Genomic DNA, 16,615 nt, shown 5'->3' on the forward strand with positions numbered 1-16,615 from the left:
CAAAAGAGGGACATCGGAGGGTGCTCCGGCCCCGCAAAAGGGGGACAAAGCGCCCCGCCGCACACGATTCGACGACCGGATGGAGGGCATTCCCGATATTTTTTGTAACTTTGCAGCGCTTTAATGCTCTGAAAACTTATGAAAACCGACTTTCTGGTTATCGGTTCCGGCGCGGCAGGTCTCTGCTTCGCGCTGAAGGCCGCCTCCCACGGGCACGTCACCCTCGTGACCAAAGGCGAAATGAACGAATGCAACACCAACTACGCACAGGGCGGTATCTGCTCGGTGACCTACGCTCCCGACACCTTCGAGAAGCACATCGAGGACACGCTCGTCTGCGGCGCCGGCAAATGCGACCGGAAAGCGGTCGAGCTGGTCGTTCGCCGCGCCCCCGAGCTCATCGCCGACCTCATCGCCTGGGGCACGCGCTTCGACAAGACCCCCGACGGCCGCTTTGAACTCAACCGCGAGGGCGGACACTCCGAGCACCGCATCCTCCACCACGAGGACCTCACGGGTGCCGAAATCGAGCGCGCCCTCATCGAGGAGGTGCGCCGCCACCCCAACATCACCGTACTGGAGCACCACTTCGCCATCGACCTGCTGACGCAGCACCATCTGGGCGAGTTCGTCACCCGCCACACGCGCGGCCTGGCCTGCTTCGGCGCCTACGTGCTCAACCTCGACACGAACGAAATCGAAACCATGCTTGCCAAGGTGACCGTCGTGGCGACGGGCGGCTGCGGCAACATCTACTCCTCGACCTCGAACCCCGTCGTGGCGACGGGCGACGGCATCGCCATGTGCCACCGCGCCAAGGCCATCACCGAGAACATGGAGTTCATCCAGTTCCACCCCACGACGCTCTACCACCCCGGCGAGAAGCCCAACTTCCTCATCACGGAGGCCATGCGCGGCTTCGGCGCCATCCTGCGGCTGCAGAACGGCGAGGAGTTCATGGACAAGTACCACCCCATGAAGTCGCTCGCGCCGCGTGACGTGACGGCCCGCGCCATCTACCGCGAGATGACCAAGCGGGGCGAGGACTTCGTCTACCTCGACGTGACGCACAAAGACCCCGAATCGGTCAAGAGCCACTTCCCCAACATCTACGAGAAGTGCCTTTCGATTGGCATCGATATCACGCGCCAGTGGATTCCCGTCACCCCGGCGGCGCACTACTGCTGCGGCGGCGTGAAGGTCGACACCAACGGCGAGACCTCCATCAAGCGGCTCTACGCGCTGGGCGAGACCTCATGCACGGGGCTGCACGGTGCGAACCGTCTGGCCTCCAACTCGCTCATCGAGGCGCTGGTCTACGCCGACCAGGCCGCCCGCCACGCCTCGGAGCAGCTCGAGCACACCGACTTTCAGGAGGGAATTCCCGACTGGGACTTCGAGGGGACGCAGCACACCGAGGAGATGCTCATGCTCATCCAGTCGAAGCGCGAGGTGCAGCAGATTATGTCCAACTACGTGGGCATCGTACGCTCGAACCTCTCGCTCAAGCGCGCCATGCGCCGGCTCGAGATTCTCTACGAGGAGACCGAGGAGCTCTACAACAAGACGAAGCCCAACCGCGAGCTGTGCGAGCTGCGCAACATGATTGCCGTGGCCTACCTGGTCATCAAGCAGGGCCGCGAGATCAAGGAGTCGGTGGGCTGCCACTACAACATGGACTACCCGAAGGCCTGAGGCCCGGGGGCTGTACGCTCCGCAGGCGCGGCAGCGGCGGTATGAAGAGCCCTTCTCACCGCCCCTCGGGGGCGGTGAGCGCATTGCCCGGGAGCCGCTTCCCGGGCAATACGTTGCGGGTCCGGAGCCTTCCCGCCGGACCATCCGTGAGGAGAGGGAGGGGCGAGCATCCGGCCGGGAAATCGGACCGGAGGAAGGAGAACCGGGAAGACCGGGAAGGACCGGGAAGGACTGAGAAGGACCAGAGAAACCGGAGGAACCGGAAAAGATAGCCGGAGACGGCCGGGAGGTTTGCCCCCAAGACGGCCGGGAAATGGCCGGAAAGAGAGCCGGAAAACCGGACCGGAAGACGACCGGGAGAGAACCGGGAGACCCGGAAAGCGGCAACAACGGTGCGGCGAGAGACGACAGCGCCGCCACAACAACGACACGACAACGAACGCATGACCTTACAGGAAGAGATTACACGCCGGCGCACCTTCGCCGTCATCGCACACCCCGACGCGGGTAAAACGACCCTTACGGAGAAACTGCTCCTCTTCGGCGGCGCCATCCATGTGGCGGGAGCCGTCAAGAGCAACAAAATCAAGAAGGGAGCCACCTCGGACTTCATGGAAATCGAGCGCCAGCGCGGCATCTCGGTGGCCACCTCGGTGATGGGCTTCGAGTACGAGGGGTGCAAAATCAACATCCTCGACACGCCGGGCCACGAGGACTTCGCCGAGGATACCTACCGCACGCTGACGGCCGTCGACTCGGTCATCATCGTCATCGACGGCGCCAAGGGCGTCGAGGCCCAGACGCGCAAGCTGATGGAGGTCTGCCGCATGCGCTCGACGCCGGTCATCGTCTTCGTCAACAAGCTCGACCGCCCCTCGAAGGAGCCCTTCGACCTGCTCGACGAGGTGGAGAAGGAGCTCCACATCCGCGTCCGGCCGCTGGCCTTCCCCATCTCCAACGGCCCCACCTTCAAGGGGGTCTACAACCTCTACGAGAAGCACCTCTCGCTCTTCACCTCCGACGAGAAGCTGACGGCCGACGCCTCGACGGTCGAAATCTCGGACCTGAACTCCGCGGAGCTCGACGCCCGCGTGGGGAAGCAGTATGCCGACCAGCTGCGCTCGGATGTCGAGCTCGTCGAGGGGGTCTACGACCCGTTCGACCGCGAGGCCTACCTGCGCGGCGAGCTGGCGCCCGTCTTCTTCGGCTCGGCGGTCAACAACTTCGGCGTGCGCGAGCTGCTCGAGTGCTTCATCCGCATCGCCCCCTCGCCCCGTCCGGCCCCGACCCAGACGCGCATGGTCGAGCCCTCGGAGCCGCGGATGACGGGCTTCGTCTTCAAGATTCACGCCAACATGGACCCCAACCACCGCGACCGAATCGCCTTCCTGAAAATCTGTTCGGGCATCTTCGAGCGCAACAAGAACTACCTCCACGTGCGCAGCGGCAAGCAGCTCAAGTTCTCGTCGCCGACGGCCTTCATGGCCGAGAAGAAGTCGGTCATCGACGTCGCCTACCCGGGCGACATCGTGGGTCTGCACGATACGGGCAACTTCAAAATCGGCGACACCTTCACCGAGGGCGAGAAGCTCAAGTTCACGGGCATCCCCTCCTTCGCTCCCGAGCAGTTCCGCTACATCGAGAATGCCGACCCGATGAAGTTCAAGCAGCTGGCCAAGGGCATCGACCAGCTGATGGACGAGGGCGTGGCGCAGCTCTTCACCTCGTCGCTCAACGGCCGCAAAATCATCGGCACGGTGGGCGCCCTGCAGTTCGAGGTGATTCAGTACCGCCTCGAGCACGAATACAACGCCTCGTGCCGCTGGGAGCCGATTTCCATCTACAAGGCGTGCTGGATTGAGAGCGACAACGCCGAGCAGCTGGCCGACTTCAAGCGCCGCAAGCATACCAACATGGCTGTCGACAAGCACGGCCGCGACGTCTTCCTGGCCGACACGAGCTATGCGCTGGCGCTCGCCCAGGAGAACTTCAAGGATATCCGTTTCCACTTTACGTCGGAGTTCTGACCGTCCCCGGAACCCCGATTCACCCTTAACCGCACCTAACAAAACTCCGGAGTACCACCCCCTGCCCGGAAAGCATCGTTGTCCCCATGAAGAACAACCGATTCTCTCCGCAGGAAACCGCCCGCCGCAAAAGGGCCGAAGAGAAGACCGCGCAGGAGATGAGCCGCAACCGGCTCATCCAGCTCTTCTGCCTGCTCTTCTTCCTCAAGTTCCTTCTGTTCGACCTGCTGTGGTGTCTCGACACCACCTTCTCGTCGTTCTCCTATCCGATTGCCTACCTGAGCAAGAGCATCCTTGCGCTGCTGCTCACCCTGCCGCTCGTGCTGCGGGCGCCCCGCTGGGTCGAGGCGGTCGTCGCGCTGGCCACGGACCTCTTTCTGGTGGCCAATCTGCTCTATTTCCGCACCTACTACACCGCCATTCCGCTCGAATCCTACGCACTGGCGGGCAACCTCAGGGACTTCACCGCAAGCGTCACCGAGTCGCTGCGGTGGCCCGACCTGCTCTTCCCGCTCTCGACCGCCGCGGCGCTCCTCGCCGCGCGCCGGATGCCGCAGCCGCGGCTCCCGCGGCGGGGGCTTGTGCGCTACGCCAACGCCCTGCTGCTGAGCTCGCTGCTCACGGCGGCGCTCCTGGTCGGCAAGGGGGCTTCCGCCGCAGCTACGAGGCGATGCTCGTCCACAGGCAGCTGAGCGCGACGACCACCTACTCGCTCTTCGGCACGCTGCTCTACGAGGCGCTGCGCGAGCGGGTGGAGTTCACCCCCGAGCTGGCCGGGGAGGTCGAACGCTGGCTCGCCGCCGGGCGCCCGGCGGCCGATGCTGAAGAGGCCGCAGAGGAACTGTCGGCAGGCGGAGGCAGCGCGGCAGGCGAAGAGGCGACCGGCAGAGGACACAGCACGGCCGACGCGCTGTCGACCGACAGCGATGGCGAAGAGGCCGATGCGCTGCGCACCGGTGCGCTCGCTGACGCACCGCACGCCGCGCATCCCGACACAGGCCTCAAACCCCATTCCGCCGCGCAGCCCGGCACAGACTCCAGCATAGGCCCCGATGCCCATTCCCCCGCACCTCTCGCCACACGCCCCAGCGCACACCCCGCCACTCGGCCGAAAACACTCCCGGGCGACCGGCGCCGGGTGGTGGTCATCTTTGTCGAGTCGCTCGAGAGCTGGGTGCTCGAGCGGAGCGTCGAGGGGCAGGAGCTCACCCCCTGCCTCAACCGGCTGCTGCACGAGGAGCGAACGCTCTACGCCCCGCAGGTGGTGACGCAGGTCAAGGGGGGCCGCTCCATCGACGCACAGCTGCTCGTCACGGCCGGCCTGCTCCCCCTCGAGAACGGCTGCTGGAGCGCCCGGTGCCCCCATACGGCCTACCCCTCGCTGGTCAAGGCCTTCCGGCAGCGCCACCCCGGCGCCCGCGCCCTGCTCTTCACCCCCGACAAGGAGATTGTCTGGAACCAGATGATTGTCGCCCGCGAGTTCGGCTTCGATTCGCTCCTCTCGCACAAGCACTTCCGCAACGACCGGACCACCGGAACGGGCTCCCGGCGGAGGCTCTGCGACGGGGCCTTCTTCGACCAGTGCCTCGAGAAGCTCGCCGAGCCACAGATGCTGCCCGACACGGCGGGGGCCTGCTACCTGCAGTTCGTCACCTACTCGAGCCACCACCCCTTCGTCATCCCCGAGGAGCTGCACCGCATCCGCCTGCGGCAGGAGATGCCCCGGCGGCTGCGCGACTACCTCACGGCGGTCAACTACGTCGACCACGCCCTCGGGGAGTTCATCGCGGCGCTGCGGCGCAATCCGCGTCTCTCCGATGCGATGATTGTCATCACGGGAGACCACGAGGGGCTCGCCTCGGAGCGCCCGGCCCTGGCCTCCAGTGCGGCGGGACGGGGACTGGTCAGCGAGGGGCGCTTCACGCCGCTCATCGTGGTCAACGCCCCCGCAGCGATGCGCTGCACCGACACGGTGGGGCAAATCGACATCTACCCCACGCTGCTCGACCTGCTGGGGCTCGACGACTACCACTGGCACGGGCTGGGACGCAGCCTGCTGCGCGCCGATGCGCCGCGGGCGGCCGTCGACCCGCGTCTCGAACGGGTGGGGGCGGCCGTTGACAGCACGACGGAACAACACCTGAGGCAGGCCTGGAGCCTCTCCGACCGAATCATCCGCAGCGACTACTTCCGCCACACGGGGCGAGAGTAGCCGCCTGCGGCGGGCCGCCCCGTTTTCGCTGCCGCCAGGGTCCGGACGCCTCCGCAGCCACACCCGGCCTTTCCGACACGCACCGTCGTTTCTCTCCATCCGTAAGCCTCACCCCGCACCCTCCAAGAGACGCCGCCGTTCCTTCCACGGCCTCCGTCCCCGCCCCATCCGGAACCGCAGCCGCCCCATCCGGGAACCGCAGCCGCCCCTTCCAGAGGCCTCCGTCCCGCCACCTTCCGGGACCGCAGTTGCCCCTTCCAGAGGCCTTCGTCCCCGCCCCCTCCGGAGCCCGCGGCCGTCCTCTCCCCCCCCTCTCACCCCTCTCTCCGCCGTACACGGGGACAAAAAAATTCCCGGAGCTTATCGCTCCGGGAATCTCTCTATCGAATCACACCCCTTGCGGGATGCAACCGCTCTGCTTAGTCAACCTTCGGGCCGGCTGCAACCAGCGACTTGCCCTCTTCGTTGCCGGTGAACTTGGTGAAGTTCTTCACGAAGCGGTTGGCCAGGTCAACGGCCTTCGTATTCCACTCGGCAGCATCCTTGTAGGTGTCGCGCGGGTCGAGAATAGCCGAATCAACACCCGGCAGCTCGGTCGGAATCGTGAAGTTGAAAATCGGCAGCTGCTTGGTCGGAGCCTTGTCAATCGAGCCGTCGAGGATGGCGTCGATGATGCCACGCGTATCCTTAATCGAGATACGCTTGCCCGTACCGTTCCAGCCCGTGTTCACGAGGTATGCCGTGGCACCCGACTGCTGCATGCGCTTTACCAGCTCCTGACCGTACTTGGTGGGGTGCAGCGAGAGGAATGCGGCACCGAAGCATGCCGAGAAGGTCGGCGTCGGCTCGGTGATGCCGCGCTCCGTACCGGCCAGCTTGGCCGTGAAGCCCGACAAGAAGTAGTACTTCGTCTGCTCGGGGGTCAGAATCGAAACCGGGGGCAGTACGCCGAAGGCGTCGGCCGAGAGGAAGATGACCTTCTTGGCAGCGGGAGCCTTCGATACCGGCTTTACGATGTTCTCGATGTGGAAAATCGGGTACGATACGCGGGTGTTCTCCGTTACCGACTTGTCGGCGAAGTCGATGGCGCCCTTCTTGTCAACCGTAACGTTCTCCAGCAGGGCGTTGCGGCGGATGGCGTTCCAGATGTCGGGCTCGTTCTCCTTCGAGAGGTTGATGACCTTGGCATAGCAGCCGCCCTCGAAGTTGAATACGCCGTCGTCGTCCCATCCGTGCTCGTCGTCACCGATGAGCTGACGCTTCGGGTCGGTCGAAAGCGTGGTCTTGCCGGTACCCGACAGACCGAAGAAGATGGCCGTCTCGCCCTTCTCGTTGGTGTTGGCCGAGCAGTGCATCGAAGCGATGCCCTTGAGCGGCAGCAGGTAGTTCATGTAGGAGAACATACCCTTCTTCATCTCGCCGCCGTACCAGGTGTTGATAATCACCTGCATCTTCTCGGTGAGGTTGAAGACAACGGCCGTCTCCGAGTTCAGACCCAGCTTCTTGAAGTTCTTCACCTTGGCCTTCGAGGCGTTGAGTACCACGAAGTCGGGCTCGCCGTACTTCTCCAGCTCGGCGTCCGTCGGACGGATGAACATGTTCTTCACGAAGTGTGCCTGCCAGGCAACCTCCATGATGAAGCGAATCTTCAGGCGCGTGTTCTCGTTGGCACCGCAGAAGGTATCAACCACGTAGAGCTTCTTGCCCGAGAGCTCCTTCGAGGCAATCTTCTTGAGCTCCTTCCAGGCAGCCTTCGTTACGGGCTTGTTGTCGTTCTTATACTCGTCGGAAGTCCACCAGATGGTATCCTTGGTGGTCTCGTCCATTACGAAGAACTTGTCCTTGGGCGAACGGCCGGTATAGACACCCGTCATCACGTTCACGGCGCCCATGTCGGTCAGCTGACCCTTCTCGTAGCCGCGAAGGCCCTTCTTCGTCTCCTCACGGAACAGCTCGTCGTAGGAGGGATTGTACACGATTTCCGTCACACCGGTAATCCCGTACTTCTTCAAATCCATTTTGTCCATAACTAAACTTATTTAATAAAACCTCAAATCCTTTGTCCGGTGGTCGTCAGCGCATTGCGGCGCCGGGCCCGGTCGTCGCCCCGCGCCCCGGCGGGCAGCGGCCCGCAGCACGGAGTTCGACGGCACAAAGGTATAAAAACTTTTAGGAATGTGAAAAAAATAACAATCAAAAATCGTGACAAAGCGGGAAGTGTGATTTTTTGCATTTTTTCCCGGACTATCGGGCAATTTTTCGGCCGAAAAGACGTTACGGGGCGCCGCGGCCGAACGGAGCGCGCACAACGGGGCGGGGAAGGGGTGCCGGAACGCGTAAAAGGGGGACACCGGGGAGTGCGCAGAGGTTTGCGCAGCAACACGGGAGGAACGTCGTCGGGCGCGGGAAAGAGGCGGGCCGGACGGGCGGCGGCGGCAAGCAGAGAGAAGGGGGCGGACGCAGCGGAGGCGGAAGGGGGAACGGGACGGAACGTAGCGAAGAGGGAAGAGAGGACGGGCACCGAGCAGGCGGGGGACAGAGCAGATTAGGAAGGGTCCGGAAGGTGCGGGGCAGCAGGCCGCGGAAGAGCTGATGGGACAACAAGGCCGGACGCAACGGGCGAGGCGGTGCCGGACAGGCGGCAGAAGAATTGACCGAAGCGAAGGCGAGCGCAAAACGAACGGCGGAACGAGCGGCGGGATAAGCGGCAAGACGGGCGGCGGAGCAGGTGGCGGAGCGGGTGGCGGGAAACGGACAAAGTCCGAGAAGAGCGCTGCGACTGAAAAACCGGCAAAGGCCGGGAAACGGGGCAAGGATGAAAAACGGGACCAATGCCGGAAAAAATCGGGCGCGAGGGCCCGCACCGAGGCTCCCTTTTCGCCACCTTTTTCGTATCTTTGGAGCATTATGGCCGGCATCTACCTTCACATCCCCTTCTGCAAGCGCTTCTGCGCCTACTGCGACTTCTACAAGAGCGCCCGCCTCGAGCTCCTGCAGCCGGTGGTCGAGGCGATGCTCCGCGAGCTCGACGCCCGTCTGGGCGAGCTCGACGGCGAACCGCTCCGCACCCTCTACTTCGGAGGCGGGACCCCCTCGCTCTGCCCGTCAGAGACGCTGCAGCGCTTCATCGACCGCATCCTCGAGCGGCGCCCCGACGCCATTCTCGAGGAGGTGACCGTCGAGGCCAACCCCGACGACCTGACGCCCGACTACCTCGCCCGACTGAGCCGCACGCGCGTCAACCGCCTCTCCATCGGCATCCAGTCCTTCGACGACGACTGCCTGCGGATGATGAACCGCCGCCACACGGCCCGCCAGGCGCTGGAGGCGCTGCACGAGGCGCGCCGCGCGGGGTTCCGCAATCTGACAGCCGACCTCATCTTCGGCATCCCGGGCTTCGGCGAGGAGCCGCTCCGCCGCAGCCTCGCGCAGCTGCTCGAGGCGGGCGTCGAGCACGTCTCGGCCTACCACCTCACCATCGAGCCCGGCACGGCCTTCGGCCGCCGCGAGGCGCGCGGCGCGCTGCACGCCGTCGACGAGGAGCAGAGCGTGCCCGAATTCCTGCTCATCCACGAGACGCTGACCCGGGCCGGATTCGAACACTACGAGGTCTCGAACTTCGCCCGCCCCGGCTTCCGCGCCCGCCACAACAGCGCCTACTGGAGCGGCGACCCCTATCTGGGCATCGGCCCCGCGGCCCACTCCTACGACGGCGCCGTGCGCCGCTGGAACCCATCCTCGGTCGAGGGCTACCTGGCCGGCGAGGAGGGCGGCAGCGAGCGGCTCACCGAGCGCGACCGCTACAACGAATATGTGATGACGGCGCTGCGCACGGCCGAGGGCATCGACCTCGAACGGCTCGCCGCACGTTTCGGTCCGCACCGCCTCGAAAGCGTGCGGCGCACGGCCGAACGGTTCATCCGCGCCGGAGAGCTCGCCGAGCAGAGGGGAAGGCTCGCAATACCCCCCGAACGGTTCCTCGTCTCGGACGATGTCATCGAGCATTTCTTCGAAACGTAACTCCGCAACGCAACCAAATGTAACTTAAAGCATAAGGCCACGCAGGGCACATGACTTTAAGTTATTTTTTTAGTTGTTTTATATAAATATAAGTGTTACCTTTGCGGTCGGGATTTTTCCATCCCTGCTTGAAACCAAAATTTCAGACTAACGAATCATACCATGAGCAACGCGAAAACAACTCCCGACTACCTGTTCGAGGTAAGCTGGGAGGTATGCAACAAGGTGGGCGGCATCCACACCGTCATCTCCACCAAAGCCTTGACCGCAACCCGCAAGTTCGGTGACCACTATATCCTCATCGGTCCCGATTTCCAGCACGAGGGAACGAACCCCGAATTCGAGGAGGACCTCGAGCTGCTGAAGTCGTGGCGCCAGAGCGTCTACAGCGAGGGACTGCGCATCCGCGTCGGCCGCTGGAAGGTCCAGGGCAGCCCGCTGGTCATCCTCGTCGACTTCACCTCGCTCATCCCCAAGAAGGACGACATCCTCAAGCACCTCTGGGAGACCTACCACGTCGACTCCATCTCGGGTCAGTGGGACTACATCGAGCCGGTGCTCTTCGGCTACGCCGCGGGCATCGTCATCGCCTCCTACACCAAGAACTTCTGCACGGCCACCGAGAAGGTCGTGGCCCACTTCCACGAGTGGATGACCGCCGCCGCCGGCCTCTACCTGCGCCAGGCCACCCCCTACATCGCCACCGTCTTCACCACCCACGCCACGGTCACCGGCCGCTGCATCGCCGGCAACGGACTCTCGCTCTACAGCGAGCTGACGAAGTTCAACGCCGACAGCCTGGCCCGCCAGTTCAACGTCGTGGCCAAACACTCGATTGAGAAGATGGCCGCCACGTACCACGACGTCTTCCTGACCGTGAGCGACATCACGGCCAACGAGTGCAAGTACCTGCTGGGCCGCGAGGTCGACGGCGTGACGCCCAACGGTTTCGAGAACGACTTCGTATGGAGCGGCGCCGAGTACGACACCAAGCGCGCCGAGGCCCGCAAGGCGATGATTACGGTAGCGGAGGCCTGCCTGGGCGAGAAGTTCGCCTCGGACCCGCTCATCGTCGGCACCAGCGGCCGCTACGAGTTCCGCAACAAGGGGCTCGACGTCTTCATCGAGTCGCTCAAGCAGCTGGCCTCGTCGGACCGTCTCCAGCGCGAGGTGCTCGCCTACATCACCGTGCCGGCCGGCAACCGCGGCCCGCGCCGTGACCTGCAGGCCCATCTGGCCGACCCCTCGAAACCCATCGACGGCAGCCAGTACAAGTACTCGACCCACTACCTCGAGAACCAGACGTGGGACCCCATCGTCAACGCCATCAACGGCAGCGTGCTGACCACGGCCGGCTCGAAGGTCAAGGTCATATTCGTCCCCACGTACCTCAACCAGAACGACGGCATCTTCAACAAGAACTACTACGAGCTGCTCGTGGGCATGGATGTCACGGTATTCCCCTCCTACTACGAGCCGTGGGGCTACACGCCGCTCGAGTCGGTGGCCTTCTCCGTGCCGACCATCACCACGACGCTGGCCGGCTTCGGACTGTGGGTCGCCTCGCACAAGGAGCACGACGGCGTGGAGATTATCCGCCGCGACGACTTCAACGCCCGCGAGGTCGAGGGCAAAATCGCCGACGCCCTCATCCGCTTCAGCGAGCTCCCGGAGGAGCGCGTCAGGGAGGTGCGCGCCTCGGCCGGCGAAACGGCCAAGACGGCGCTCTGGGAGCACCTCTACGCAGCCTATGAGCGCGCCTATGCCGAGGCGGTGGAGAGCTCCGTGGAGCGCACCAACCGCACCGTGCCCACCGACGGCGGCAGCAAGACCGAGCAAATCAACTTCGTCCGCCAGCAGCTCTTCGTCGAGAAGCCCAACTGGAACCGCATGATGGTCGACAAGACGCTGCCCAAACGACTGCGCGCCCTCGAGGAGCTCTCGCGCAACCTCTGGTGGTGCTGGAATCCCGGCGCCCGCGACCTCTTCGAGGAGATTGACCCCGTGCTCTGGAACGAGTGCCAGCGCAACCCCATCGCCTTCCTCGACAAGCTGAGCGTCGAGCGGCTCAACAAGCTGGAGAAGGACCCCGAATTCCTCGCTCACCTCGATACGGTATACGCCCAGTTCCAGGCCTACATGGCCGAGAAGCCCGCTCCGGGCGCCACGAGCATCTCCTACTTCTCGATGGAGTACGGACTCCACTCGTCGCTGAAAATCTACTCGGGCGGTCTGGGCATCCTGGCCGGCGACTACCTGAAGGAGGCCTCGGACAAGAATGTCCCGATGACGGCCGTGGGCCTGCTCTACCGCTACGGATACTTCACGCAGCGCCTCTCGGCCCAGGGTGCGCAGGAGGCCACCTACGAGGCCCAGAACTTCTACAAGCTGCCCATCTCGCCCGTGCGTGACGAGAGCGGCGGCTGGGTCACGGTGACCATCGCCTTCCCGGGCCGTACGCTCTCGGCCCGCGTCTGGAAGTGCCAGGTGGGCCGCACGGACCTCTACCTGCTCGATACGGACTATGAGGCCAACCTCGAGGAGGACCGTCAGATTACCTACTACCTCTACGGCGGCGACTGGGAGAACCGCCTCAAGCAGGAGATTCTGCTCGGCATCGGCGGTATCCGCGCCCTGCGCAAGCTGGGCATCAAGAACGATGTCTACCACTGCAACGAGGGCCACGCCGCCTTCATCGGCATCGAGCGCATCCGCGACCTGGTGAACCACAAGAAGCTCAGCTTCTCGGAGGCCCTCGAGGTCATCCGCTCCTCGTCGCTCTTCACCACCCACACCCCCGTGCCGGCCGGCCACGACGCCTTCCCCGAGTCGATGATTCGCCAGTACATGGCCCACTACCCCGACGTGCTGGGCATTACGTGGGAGCAGTACATCAACCTGGGCAAGACCAACCCCAACGACCCCAACGAGAAGTTCTCGATGTCGGTGCTGGCCTGCAACCTCTCGCAGGAGGTCAACGGCGTATCGTGGCTCCACGGCGAGGTCTCGAAGGAGATTCTGGGCAGCATGTGGCCCGGCTACTTCAAGAACGAGCTCCACATCGGCTACGTCACCAACGGCGTGCACTTCCCGACGTGGATTGCCTCGAGCCTGCGCCGCCTCTACGCCCGCTACTTCCCCGAGGGCTTCGAGAACCACGACTACGACATCCCGGCCTGGCAGAAGGTCCACGAGATTCCCGACCGTGAGCTGTGGGAGGAGCGCATGTTCCTCAAGAACAAGCTCATCACCCACATCCGCAAGCGCTACAGCGACCCCTCGCAGGTGCGGCTTGAATCGCCGCGCCAGATGCTTCAGGTCATCGAGGGCATCAAGCCCGAGGTGCTGACCATCGGCTTCGCACGCCGCTTCGCCACCTACAAGCGCGCCTACCTGCTCTTCACGAACCTCGACCGTCTGTCGGCCATCGTCAACAACAAGGAGCGCCCCGTGCAGTTCATCTTCGCCGGCAAGGCCCACCCCAACGACAAGCCGGGTCAGGACCTCATCAAGCGCATCGTCGAGGTGGCTGCCATGCCTCAGTTCGTGGGCAAGATTATCTTCCTGCAGAACTACGACATGGAGCTCGCCCGCCGCATGGTCCAGGGCGTCGACGTATGGCTCAACACCCCGACGCGTCCGCTCGAGGCCTCGGGTACGTCGGGCGAAAAGTGCGTGATGAACGGCGTGATGCAGTTCTCGGTGCTCGACGGCTGGTGGGTCGAGGGCTACCGCGAGGATGCCGGATGGGCTCTGCCCATGGAGCGCACCTTCGCCGACCAGCACTATCAGGACGAGCTCGACGCCGAGATGATTTACAACACCATCGAGGAGCAGATTGCCCCGAAGTACTACAAGCGCAACAGCGAGGGCATCCCCTACGAGTGGGTCGCCTCCATCAAGAAGTGCGTGGCCGACATCGCCTCGAACTTCACCACCAACCGCATGCTCAAGGACTACGAGGAGCGCTTCTACAACAAGCTGGCCGCCCGCAAGCATGAGATTGTGGCCGACGGCTACCGCCTGGCGCGTGAAATCGCCGCCTGGAAGCGCAAGGTTTCGGCCGCATGGGACCGCGTGCGCGTCGTCGAGTCGCAGCGTCTGAAGATGGACAAGGAGGCGGTCTTTGTAGGCGAGAAGTACCACTTCGAGCTGAAGGTCGACGTGGCGGGCCTCAACCCGGGCGACATCGGCGCCGAGCTGGTCATCGCACGGCAGATTGTCGGCGGACAGAGCGTCAACGTGCTGCGGACGATTCCCTTCACGCAGACGGCCGTCGAGAACGGACTGGTCACCTACACGCTCGACTACACCCCCAGCGAGACCGGTACGTACGACTTCGCGCTGCGCGTCTTCCCGCAGAATCCGCACCTGCCCCACCGCATGGACTTCGCGCTGGTGAAGTGGGCCTGAGGCGGCGGAGCAGGGGCCGGGCGTCGAAGCAATTTTTCGACAAAACCGTTGCTCGTTTGAGCTTTTTTGATTAATTTTAGAGACCGAATATACTTAATACTACTATATGTCAGCATTAACCTTCGACAAAAGCGAATTAGGCAACCTGGAGTACTCGCTCCAGCGCGAAATGCTTTCGACAGACCGGTTGGGCGGCTACATGAGCACGACGATAGTCTGCTGCAACACCCGCAAGTACCACGGTCTGATGGTCTCGCCCATCGACGACAGCGACCGTACCTACGTGCTGCTATCCTCGCTCGACGAGACAGTCATCCAGCACGACCAGTCCTTCAACCTGGCCCTGCACCGCTACCCCGGCGTCTATGAGCCGCGCGGCCACAAGTACATCACCGACTTCGAGTACACGCCGACCCCCACGATTACCTACCGTGTGGGCGGCGTCATACTCCGCAAGGAGATGCTCTGGATTCACAAGCGCACGCAGCTCATGATACGCTACACGCTCGTCGACGCGCACTCCCAGACCCGGCTGCGGCTGCGTCCGTTCCTCGCCTTCCGCGACAAGCACGCCCTCTCGAAGGCCAACATGGAGGCCGACGGCCACTCCTATCCGGCCGTCAACGGCGTGAAGTGCCGCCTCTACGGCTCCTTCCCCTGGCTCTACCTGCAGACCGACAAGGAGGATGCCGAATTCGTACCGGCACCCGACTGGTACTACAACTTCGAGTACCAGCAGGAGCTGGCCCGCGGCTACGAGGGCCACGAGGACCTGCTCACCACGGGCTACTTCGAGATGGAGCTCAAGAAGGGCGAAAGCGTCATCTTCTCGGCTTCGCTCGACGAGATGGGCTCGACGAAGACCATCCGCGAGGTCTTCGAAGCCTCGATTGCCCGCCGCACCCACAAGATTGACTTCATCAGCTGCCTGCGCCACTCGGCGCGCCAGTTCGTCATCCGCCGTCCGGGCGGCCGCACCGAGGTGCTGGCCGGCTATCCGTGGCTCGGCGTCATCGGCCGTGAGACCTTCATCGCGCTGCCGGGCATCACGCTCGAGCAGGACCACAAGGAGGACTGCATGGATGTGCTCGACACGCTCGTGCGCGAGATGCGCGACGGCATGTTCACCGGCTCCTACTCCGCAGCGGCCGAGGCCGACGCCCCGCTGTGGTTCTTCTGGACGCTGCAGCAGCTCGAGAAGCAGGTGGGCGCCGATGAAATCTGGAAGCGCTACGGCGAGGTGATGAAGCAGCTGCTCGAGGCCTACCGCCGCGGCATCGACGGCCGCGTACGGCTCCACGACAACGGCCTTATCTGGGCCTGGTCCGACGCGGAGCCCCTCACCTGGATGGACGCGATGGTCAACGGCCGCGCCGTCACCCCGCGCAACGGCTACCAGGTGGAGGTCAACGCACTGTGGTACAATGCCGTATGCTACGCGCTGTCGCTGGCCCGCCGTTTCGGCGACACCCCCTTCGTCCGCGAGTGGGAGGAGCTTCCCGCCCGCACGAAGGTCTCGTTCATCGAGCACTTCATGCTGCCGGAGGGCTATCTGGCCGACTACGTCAACCAGATGGAGTGCAACAAGTTCATCCGTCCGAACATGGTCATCGCCTGCAGTCTGGACTACAAGATGCTCGACGAGGAGCAGCAGCTGAGTGTGCTGCGCGTCGTGCGCCAGCACCTGCTCACCCCGCGCGGCCTGCGCACCCTTTCGCCGCGCAACCCGCTCTACAAGGGCATGCTCGAGGGTACGCCCGACGAGCGCAACCTGGCCGCCATGAACGGCACGGTGTGGGTATGGCCTCTGGCCTTCTACGTCAAGGCCTGCTTCGACATCGACGGCGGCCGCTTCCTGCACGAGGCCGAGGAGATGCTCGCCTCGTTCAACGAGGAGATTCAGAGCTACTGCATCGGCTCCATCAACGAGATGTTCGATGCCGACCCGCCCTACACGCCGCGCGGCGCCGTATCGCAGGCATGGAGCGTTGCAGCCGTGCTGGACATCTACCGCATGATTGAAGCGCACCGCCCCGCGGAGCCCGCACCCAAGACGCGGAGCCGCAAGACGGCCGCCGAACCCAAGGCGGCGAAGAGCCCCGCAACCCGCAAGGCTGCAACGGCAGCCAAGGCCGAAACCGCGGAGACGGCCTCCGGGAAACCGGCCACCAAGACCTCGGCGAAAACGGCGAAAGCCGCTGCGAAGAGACCCGCGGCCCAAGCTACGAAGAAAACAAAAAAAGAATAA

8 protein-coding genes are annotated in these 16,615 nt (G+C 63.9%); 7 read left to right on the top strand and 1 reads right to left on the bottom strand.

Going from position 1 to position 16,615, the window contains the following annotated elements:
• The first annotated feature begins 138 nt into the window (after window positions 1-138).
• The 4 genes from nadB (at window position 139) to B5F90_RS06785 (ending at window position 5,934) form a co-directional block, all read left to right on the top strand.
• A complete protein-coding gene (gene nadB, locus B5F90_RS06775; protein WP_087362044.1) occupies window positions 139-1,695 on the top strand; it encodes an L-aspartate oxidase in 1,557 nt (518 codons plus the stop codon).
• Between the two features lie 443 nt (window positions 1,696-2,138).
• Window positions 2,139-3,722 (top strand): peptide chain release factor 3, encoded by a 1,584-nt coding sequence (locus B5F90_RS06780; RefSeq protein WP_087362045.1) that lies wholly within the window; start codon window positions 2,139-2,141, stop codon window positions 3,720-3,722.
• An 86-nt stretch (window positions 3,723-3,808) separates the two neighbouring features.
• The gene (locus tag B5F90_RS10985) at window positions 3,809-4,414 is read left to right on the top strand and encodes a hypothetical protein (RefSeq protein WP_162607763.1); all 606 of its coding nucleotides are present in this window, start codon (window positions 3,809-3,811) and stop codon (window positions 4,412-4,414) included.
• A complete protein-coding gene (locus B5F90_RS06785) occupies window positions 4,393-5,934 on the top strand; it encodes an LTA synthase family protein (RefSeq protein ID WP_162607764.1) in 1,542 nt (513 codons plus the stop codon). Before B5F90_RS10985 ends, B5F90_RS06785 begins: the two co-directional genes overlap by 22 nt.
• A gap of 419 nt (window positions 5,935-6,353) precedes the next feature.
• Here the strand turns inward: B5F90_RS06785 and pckA are convergent, their stop codons facing one another.
• Entirely contained in the window at window positions 6,354-7,961 is a 1,608-nt protein-coding gene (gene pckA / locus B5F90_RS06790) for a phosphoenolpyruvate carboxykinase (ATP) (protein ID WP_087362047.1), read from the bottom strand.
• An 880-nt stretch (window positions 7,962-8,841) separates the two neighbouring features.
• Between pckA and hemW the strand changes: the two genes are divergently transcribed.
• The 3 genes from hemW to B5F90_RS06805 all read left to right on the top strand — a co-directional run bounded on the left by hemW (window position 8,842) and on the right by B5F90_RS06805 (window position 16,615).
• Entirely contained in the window at window positions 8,842-9,954 is a 1,113-nt protein-coding gene (hemW, locus tag B5F90_RS06795; protein ID WP_087362048.1) for a radical SAM family heme chaperone HemW, read from the top strand.
• Between the two features lie 162 nt (window positions 9,955-10,116).
• Window positions 10,117-14,367, top strand: coding sequence for an alpha-glucan family phosphorylase (glgP, locus tag B5F90_RS06800; protein WP_087362049.1), 4,251 nt, complete (start codon window positions 10,117-10,119; stop codon window positions 14,365-14,367).
• 106 nt (window positions 14,368-14,473) lie between these two features.
• Window positions 14,474-16,615, top strand: coding sequence for an amylo-alpha-1,6-glucosidase (locus tag B5F90_RS06805; protein WP_087362050.1), 2,142 nt, complete (start codon window positions 14,474-14,476; stop codon window positions 16,613-16,615).

This window comes from Alistipes sp. An31A (genome assembly GCF_002159425.1).
Classification (GTDB): domain Bacteria; phylum Bacteroidota; class Bacteroidia; order Bacteroidales; family Rikenellaceae; genus Alistipes; species Alistipes excrementigallinarum.